The organism is Mycobacterium sp., from assembly GCF_050700595.1.
Taxonomy (GTDB): Bacteria; Actinomycetota; Actinomycetes; order Mycobacteriales; family Mycobacteriaceae; genus Mycobacterium.
Window position 1 is genome coordinate 1 of the sequence record NZ_JBOHHI010000056.1, and the last position, 6,631, is coordinate 6,631.

Genomic DNA, 6,631 nt, shown 5'->3' on the forward strand with positions numbered 1-6,631 from the left:
CGCCCCTTCCTCACCAAACTCGATTGCACGCTGTCGGGGCACGTAGACCCCGCTTGGTGAACTACGTAGAGACGAGGAACGGGCAGGCCCCCCAACCCATTGACAAAAACCTCTTACGTTGGTGTCGACCGGGGACACGCACGCTCGCGCAAGGGGTTAGGGCCACCTACCAGGCGTGGACGACGTTCTGCGCCGGCTCCAGCCCCAGCTCGATGAGCAGTTCGGTGGCGTCGGCGGCCTGTTCGCAGATGGTGGGAACCTCCGGACGCTCGGCGCCGGTGAAGTTCTCCAGCACGAATGCCGCCGGGTCCTTGCGTCCCGGCGGGCGCCCGATCCCGATCCGCACCCGCTGAAAGTCCGTGGCGCCCAATGCCGCTGCCACCGAGCGCAGCCCGTTGTGACCGCCCTCACCACCGCCGATCTTGAGCCGGATCCTGCCGAAGTCGAGGTCGAGGTCGTCGTGAATGACGACGATGTCGGCGGGCGGCACCGAATAGAACTTGGCCAGCGGCCCCACCTGGCGGCCGGACTCGTTCATGTAGCTGCGCGGCTTGGCCAGCACCACCGAGCGTCCACCGAGCCGACCGGTCACAACCTCCGCACCGGATCGCTTGTGCGCCTTGAACTTCGACCCCAGCCGAGCGGCCAACAGGTCGGCGACCATGAAACCCAGGTTGTGCCGCGTCTGCGCGTAGTTTGGTCCTGGGTTGCCCAGGCCTACCACCAGTAGTGGGTCGGCCACGAGTTATTCGGATTCGGACTCGGCCTCGGGCGCCTCGCCTTCTTCGGCGACCTCCTCGGCGGGTGCTTCCTCCTCGGCCGCTTCGCCGGCGCCCTCGGCCTCGAGCTCCTCGGCGGTCGGCGCGTAGCCGACATTGACGACCAGTAGATCCGGGTCGTCCATCAGGCTGACACCCGGCGGCAGCGCGATCTGCCCGGCGGTGATCTGGGTGCCCGGTTCGGCTCCCTCGACAGAGACGGACAACTCCTCGGGGATCGACAGCGCCTCGGCCTCGATCTCGATGGTGTTGGCCTCCTGGGTGACCAGGGTGTCGGGCGCGGCCTGGCCCTGGATGTCGATGGTGACCTCGACGACCACCTTCTCGCCGCGGCGCACCACCAGCAGGTCGGCGTGCTGAATGGTGCGGCGGATCGGGTGGATGTCCAGCGCCCTGGTCAACGCCAACTGCTCTTTGCCGTCGATGCGCAGCGTCAGCACCGCGTTGGTGCCGGAATGACGCAACACCGCCGCGAAATCGTGTCCGGGCAGTTCCAGGTGCTGTGGCGGGCTGCCGTGGCCGTAGAGGACGGCCGGAATCTTGCCGTCCCGACGGGCCCGGCGGGACGCACCCTTCCCGGTCTGGGCACGTACCGAGACGGCCAGCTGGTTTGCGGCCCGAGCTGCAGATTTAGCCATGGTGTCGCTCCTGTGTTGGTCAGGGCACGGCCAGCATCGCGACAACCATTGAGGTCCCCGTCGATAACGGTGGCCCACAAATCGGAGCCACCCTCGCCGTGACGCCCGGCCAGGTTAGCGCACCAGGACCTCAGAGCGGAAATTTGGTGTCCGTGAGCCGCTCGGAGAGCTCCCAGAGCGCGCTCGCGGTGCCTTGCCGCTTAGCCCGCGGATGGCGCCCGACCGGCTGGGTGCGCCCGCGCATGCCGAAGCGCGGGCCGACGAACGTGTTCCCCGGTAGGTCCGCCGACGCCGCGTACAGCGTTTGCCGGGCACCGAAGTCGACGTCGGTGGCCACCAGCCAGTTGCCGAACGACATCAGCGCGTCGCCAAGCCACTGGCCGGAATGCCCCTGCAGGTTGGTGTGCGAGTAGCCGGGGTGGGCGGCCAGCGCCCGCAGCGGCGAACCGACCACTTCCAGGCGGCGCTCCAGCTCGCTGGTGAACAACAGGTTGGCCATCTTCGACTGGGCGTAGGCCGGCCACGCCGAGTACCGCCGGGTCTGCCAGTTCAGGTCTCGGAGGTTGATGTGTCCTATCCAGTGCGCGGTCGACGACACGCTGACCACGCGGTCGGTGAGCTTGGGCAGCAGCAGGTTGGTCAACGCGAAATGACCGAGATGGTTGGTGCCGATCTGGCTCTCGAAGCCGTCTTTGGTCACCGCGTGCGGAGTGGCCATGATGCCGGCGTTGTTGATCAGCACGTCGACGCCGTCCACCCCATCGGCGAACTGGCGCACCGAGGCCAGATCCTGCAGATCCAGCTGACGCACCTCGACGTCCCCGGTCATCTGCTCGGCCGCGGCCGCACCTTTTCCGGTGTTGCGCACGGCCAGGATGACCTGAGCGCCGACGCGGGCCAGCTCACGGGCCGCCACCGCGCCCAGGCCGCTGTTGGCGCCGGTGACGATCACCGTGCGTCCCGCGAATGAGGGCAGCTCCGCGGCGGTCCAGGCAGTCATGGCTGTCACATTAGCGGCGATCGCAAGCGCGGCGGAGCCGGGCGCAGCGGGTCGCCGCCATCGATTTAGCGGCGATCGCAAGCGCGGCGATCGCAAGCGCTTACTTGGCCGCGACGGTGAAGCCGTTGATGATCGTGTCGATGTCGTCGGAGTGCGCGACGGCCTGGTCGGCCAGGCTGGTGACGGCCAGCTGAACAAGATAGCGCTGGTGGCCCGGCGGGGAGCCGGTGGCGATGACGACCCGGTTATAGCTGTGCAACCGTCTGCCGCCAAGGTCATAGCTGCCCTGGATCATCGACGACGGGAAGCCGTGGAAGCCGGCGGCCGACGCGTCGAGCTGCTTGAAGTTCTCCCAGAGCACGGCGTCGGCATTGGCATGCTTGACCACTTCGGCGGGATCGAAGTCCCCGTTCAGCTTGAACACGATCAGCATGGCCATCGGATAGTTGTCGTTCTTGGCGATGACCTGCGTCATCGGGCTGATCTTGGGACTGGTTTGCTTGCTCCACCCCGGCGGCGTCGGCATCGACACCGTGAGGTCGGTCAGCGTGTCGGGTGCCACCTGCTGAGCGCCCACGCCGGTACTTTCCAGGTACTGCGAAAACGGCACAGGCGCCTCGGTCATCGTGGTGGTGGTGGTGGTCGTTGTCGTCGTCCAGATCGACTGGTAGTCAGGGGTTTCCGGCGTACAGCCGACCAGCGCTAACACGACTGCCGCACCAGCTGCGCAAACCGCAGACCTCACAGGATTTCGCGGACGACGTCGACCGGGCGGCCCAGACGAGTGCCTTTGGCAGTGACCACGAACGGGCGCTGGATGAGGATCGGGTTCGCGACCATCGCGTCGAGTAGTTCGTCATCGCCGGCATCGTCAAGGTCGAGCTGACGGTACACGTCCTCGTTTTTCCGCACTGCCGCGCGAACCTCGATACCCGCATCGCGAATCAGCTTCGCGAGTTCAGCGCGATTGGGCGGCGTCTGGAGATATTCGACCACAGCGGGCTCTATTCCGTTGTCGCGCAAAAGCTCCAGCGTCTTGCGCGACGTCGAGCAGCGTGGGTTGTGGTAGATGACGGCATCGCCCATCTACGCGTCCCCATCGAAAAGCCCGGTAACCGAACCATTTTCGAAGACAGCGCGGATCGTGCTGGCCAGCAGCGGCGCAATCGACAACACAGTGAGCTGGGCGAAACGCTTTTCCTCACCGATCGGCAGCGTGTTGGTGACGATCACCTCGCGGGCTCCGCATTCGGCCAGCAACTTGGGCGCCGGGTCGGAAAGCACACCGTGGGTGGCCGCGACGATCACATCACCGGCGCCGTCGTTCTTCAGCAACGGCACCGCGGCCGAGATCGTGCCGCCGGTGTCGATCATGTCGTCGATCAGAATGCAGGTTTTGCCGGCGACTTCGCCGACGACGCGGTTCGACTTCACCTGATTGGGCACCCGCGGGTCGCGGGTTTTGTGGATGAAGGCCAGCGGAGCGCCGCCCAGCGCGTCGGCCCATTTCTCTGCGACTCGCACGCGGCCGGAGTCGGGGGAGACCACCACCAGGTCGTGGCCGATGTAGTTGTCCCTGATGTAGCCGGTCAGCAGGTGCTGCGCGCGCATGTGGTCGACGGGCCCGTCGAAAAATCCCTGGATTTGATCGGTGTGCAGGTCGACTGTGACGATCCGGTCGGCGCCGGCGGTCTTGAACAGATCGGCGACCAAGCGTGCCGAGATCGGTTCGCGACCGCGGTGCTTCTTGTCCTGCCGCGCGTAGGGGTAAAACGGCAGCACGGCGGTGATCCGCTTGGCGCTGCCCCGCTTGAGCGCGTCGAGCATGATCAGCTGCTCCATCAGCCACGTGTTCAGCGGCGCCGGGTGGGATTGCAAGACGAAGGCGTCGCAGCCACGCACCGATTCCTGATACCGCACGAAGATCTCGCCATTGGCGAAGTCGCGAGCGGTCTGCGCGGTGACGTGGACGTCGAGCTCCTTGGCGACCTGTTCGGCCAATTCCGGGTGCGCGCGACCCGCGAAGAGCATCAGGTTTTTGCGGTTGTCGGTCCAGTCGTGGCTCACGTGATGTCCTCGCCGTTCGGATCGAGATGGTGGCCTAATACTAAGGAGAGAATCCTCAAGGTGTCTGATCGGGTTGGTCCATGTCGGCCTGTGCCTTCTCAGCGGCCTGCGCGGCGGCGCTGCCCGGCCGCCTGTGCTGCACCCAGTCCTCGATATTGCGTTGCGGACCCGCCGACACCGCCAGCGCTCCGGGTGGCACGTCGTCGCGCACTACCGCGCCGGCCCCGGTGTAGGCGCCGTCGCCGACGGTGACCGGCGCGACGAACATGGTGTCGGAGCCGGTGCGCACATGCGAGCCGATCCTGGTGCGCTGCTTGGACTCACCGTCGTAGTTGACGAACACGCTGGACGCGCCGATGTTGCTGTGCTCGCCGATGTCGGCGTCGCCGACGTAGGTCAGGTGCGGCACTTTGGTGCCGGTGCCGATCGTGGAGTTCTTGGTCTCGACGAATGCGCCCAGCTTGCCGTCGGCGCCCAGCACGGTGCCCGGCCGCAGGTAGCTGAACGGGCCGACCGAGGCGCTGTCGCCGATCGAGGCGGAGGTGCCGTGGGTGCGGATCACCGACGCGTCGTCACCGACGGTGACGTCGGTCAAGGTGGTGTCCGGGCCGATCGCGCAGCGTCCGCCGATGCGGGTGCCGGCCAGCAGCTGGGTTCCGGGCGCCACGACGGTGTCGCGGCCGATGGTCACGTCGGCATCGATCCACGTGCTGGCGGGATCGACGACGGTGACGCCGGCCAATTGGTGGGCGGCGACGATGCGGCGGTTGAGTTCGGCGGCCAGCTCGGAAAGTTGGACCCGGTTGTTGACGCCGGCCACCAGCGCGCTGTCATCGACGTGCCGCCCGTGCACGACCTGCCCGTCCCCGCGGACGATGGCGACGACGTCGGTCAGGTAGAGCTCGTGTTGGGCGTTATCGGCGGACAGTCGGCGCAGCGCCGAGCGCAGCGGGCCGATGTCGAAGGCGTAGACCCCGGCGTTGACCTCGCAGATCTCCTGCTGCGACGGCGTCGCGTCGGCTTGCTCGACGATCGCGATCACCTCCTGGTCCTGGGTGCGCAGGATGCGGCCGTAGCCGGTCGGATCGGCGAGCGTCGTGGTCAACACGGTGACCGCCGCGGGCGTCGAGCTGTGTACGGCGATCAGATCGGCCAGCGTGTCGGCGTCAAGCAGCGGGATGTCGCCGGAGGTGACGACGACGACACCGCCGAAATCGTCGGGCAGGACCGACAGCCCGCACAGCACCGCGTGCCCGGTGCCGAGCTGCTGGTCCTGCATCGCCATGCCGATCGGACGTCCGAGCGTGTCGGCCAGGTCGGCGACGACGGGCGTGATGCGCTCGTGGTCTTGACCGAGCACCACGACCAGATGCTGCGGCGCCATCTTCGCGATCGCGTGCAACGAATGCGCCAGCATGCTTCGCCCGGCCATGGTGTGCAGCACCTTGGGGGTGTTCGAGCGCATCCGGGTCCCGGCCCCCGCCGCCAACACCAGGACCGCGGTGTCACCCTGTGATCTCATGGCCACCTCTTTCGCGAGCGCGCGTGTTTGTCCGCCGACACGCCGTCCAGGGTGTCATTTCACGCACGTTCGCGGCAAAAAATGCACAGCTCCGTCGCCAGGACTCGAACCTGAACTCTCAGAACCAAAATCTGAAGTGCTGCCGATTACACCACGACGGATCGTGTACCAGCGACGACTCTAGTGGAAGCCGATACGCTGATGGGCGTGGCAACGCTGGACAAGGAACCGCCCCCACCGCGTCCCCGGATGACCGGCACCGAACGCCGCCATCAGCTCATCGACGTCGCGCGGTCGCTGTTCGCCGAACGCGGCTACGACGGCACCTCGATCGAGGAGATCGCCCAGCGTGCCAATGTGTCCAAACCCGTCGTCTACGAGCATTTCGGCGGCAAAGAAGGCCTGTACGCGGTCGTCGTCGACCGAGAGATGTCGGCGCTGCTGGACGGCATCACGTCGTCGCTGACCAAGTCGACCAACAACCGGTCCCGGCTGCGCATCGAACGGGTGGCGCTGGCGTTGCTGACCTACGTCGAGGAACGCACCGACGGCTTCCGAATCCTGATCCGCGACTCGCCGGCCTCCATCAGTTCGGGCACCTATTCCACCCTGCTCAACGACGCGG

Annotated in this window: 8 protein-coding genes and 1 tRNA gene; 1 reads left to right on the forward strand and 8 read right to left on the reverse strand. The window is 66.7% G+C overall.

What is annotated here, in order from left to right; all coding sequences use genetic code 11:
* Positions 1-166 precede the first annotated feature (166 nt).
* From pth to ACRDTL_RS05155, 8 genes are all read right to left on the reverse strand, one after another.
* Entirely contained in the window at positions 167-742 is a 576-nt protein-coding gene (pth, locus tag ACRDTL_RS05120; protein WP_431505639.1) for an aminoacyl-tRNA hydrolase, read from the reverse strand.
* A 3-nt stretch (positions 743-745) separates the two neighbouring features.
* Positions 746-1,417 carry a 50S ribosomal protein L25/general stress protein Ctc gene (locus ACRDTL_RS05125; protein WP_431505640.1) on the reverse strand — a complete coding sequence of 224 codons (672 nt, stop codon included), beginning with the start codon at positions 1,415-1,417 and terminating at the stop codon, positions 746-748.
* Between the two features lie 130 nt (positions 1,418-1,547).
* Positions 1,548-2,417 (reverse strand): oxidoreductase, encoded by an 870-nt coding sequence (locus ACRDTL_RS05130; RefSeq protein ID WP_431505641.1) that lies wholly within the window; start codon positions 2,415-2,417, stop codon positions 1,548-1,550.
* Positions 2,418-2,517: 100 nt separating this feature from the next.
* On the reverse strand, positions 2,518-3,162 hold the full coding sequence (locus tag ACRDTL_RS05135; RefSeq protein ID WP_431505642.1) for an LpqN/LpqT family lipoprotein: 645 nt from the start codon (positions 3,160-3,162) through the stop codon (positions 2,518-2,520).
* On the reverse strand, positions 3,159-3,503 hold the full coding sequence (arsC, locus tag ACRDTL_RS05140; protein WP_431505643.1) for an arsenate reductase (glutaredoxin): 345 nt from the start codon (positions 3,501-3,503) through the stop codon (positions 3,159-3,161). Before arsC ends, ACRDTL_RS05135 begins: the two co-directional genes overlap by 4 nt.
* On the reverse strand, positions 3,504-4,484 hold the full coding sequence (locus ACRDTL_RS05145) for a ribose-phosphate pyrophosphokinase (protein ID WP_431505644.1): 981 nt from the start codon (positions 4,482-4,484) through the stop codon (positions 3,504-3,506). It lies immediately after the preceding gene.
* Positions 4,485-4,539: 55 nt separating this feature from the next.
* Positions 4,540-6,006, reverse strand: a complete 1,467-nt coding sequence (gene glmU / locus ACRDTL_RS05150) for a bifunctional UDP-N-acetylglucosamine diphosphorylase/glucosamine-1-phosphate N-acetyltransferase GlmU (RefSeq protein ID WP_431505645.1) — start codon at positions 6,004-6,006, stop codon at positions 4,540-4,542.
* Between the two features lie 89 nt (positions 6,007-6,095).
* A tRNA-Gln gene (locus ACRDTL_RS05155) sits at positions 6,096-6,167 on the reverse strand.
* Between the two features lie 88 nt (positions 6,168-6,255).
* Between ACRDTL_RS05155 and ACRDTL_RS05160 the strand changes: the two genes are divergently transcribed.
* The coding region (locus tag ACRDTL_RS05160; protein WP_431505646.1) for a TetR/AcrR family transcriptional regulator at positions 6,256-6,631 on the forward strand (376 nt) is incomplete at its 3' end.

Coding starts and splice junctions, on each gene's coding strand:
- ACRDTL_RS05125 (WP_431505640.1), bottom strand. CDS start 1,417: ATGGCTAAATCTGCAGCTCGGGCCGCAAACCAGCTGGCCGTCTCGGTA.
- ACRDTL_RS05130 (WP_431505641.1), bottom strand. CDS start 2,417: ATGACTGCCTGGACCGCCGCGGAGCTGCCCTCATTCGCGGGACGCACG.
- arsC (WP_431505643.1), bottom strand. CDS start 3,503: ATGGGCGATGCCGTCATCTACCACAACCCACGCTGCTCGACGTCGCGC.
- glmU (WP_431505645.1), bottom strand. CDS start 6,006: ATGAGATCACAGGGTGACACCGCGGTCCTGGTGTTGGCGGCGGGGGCC.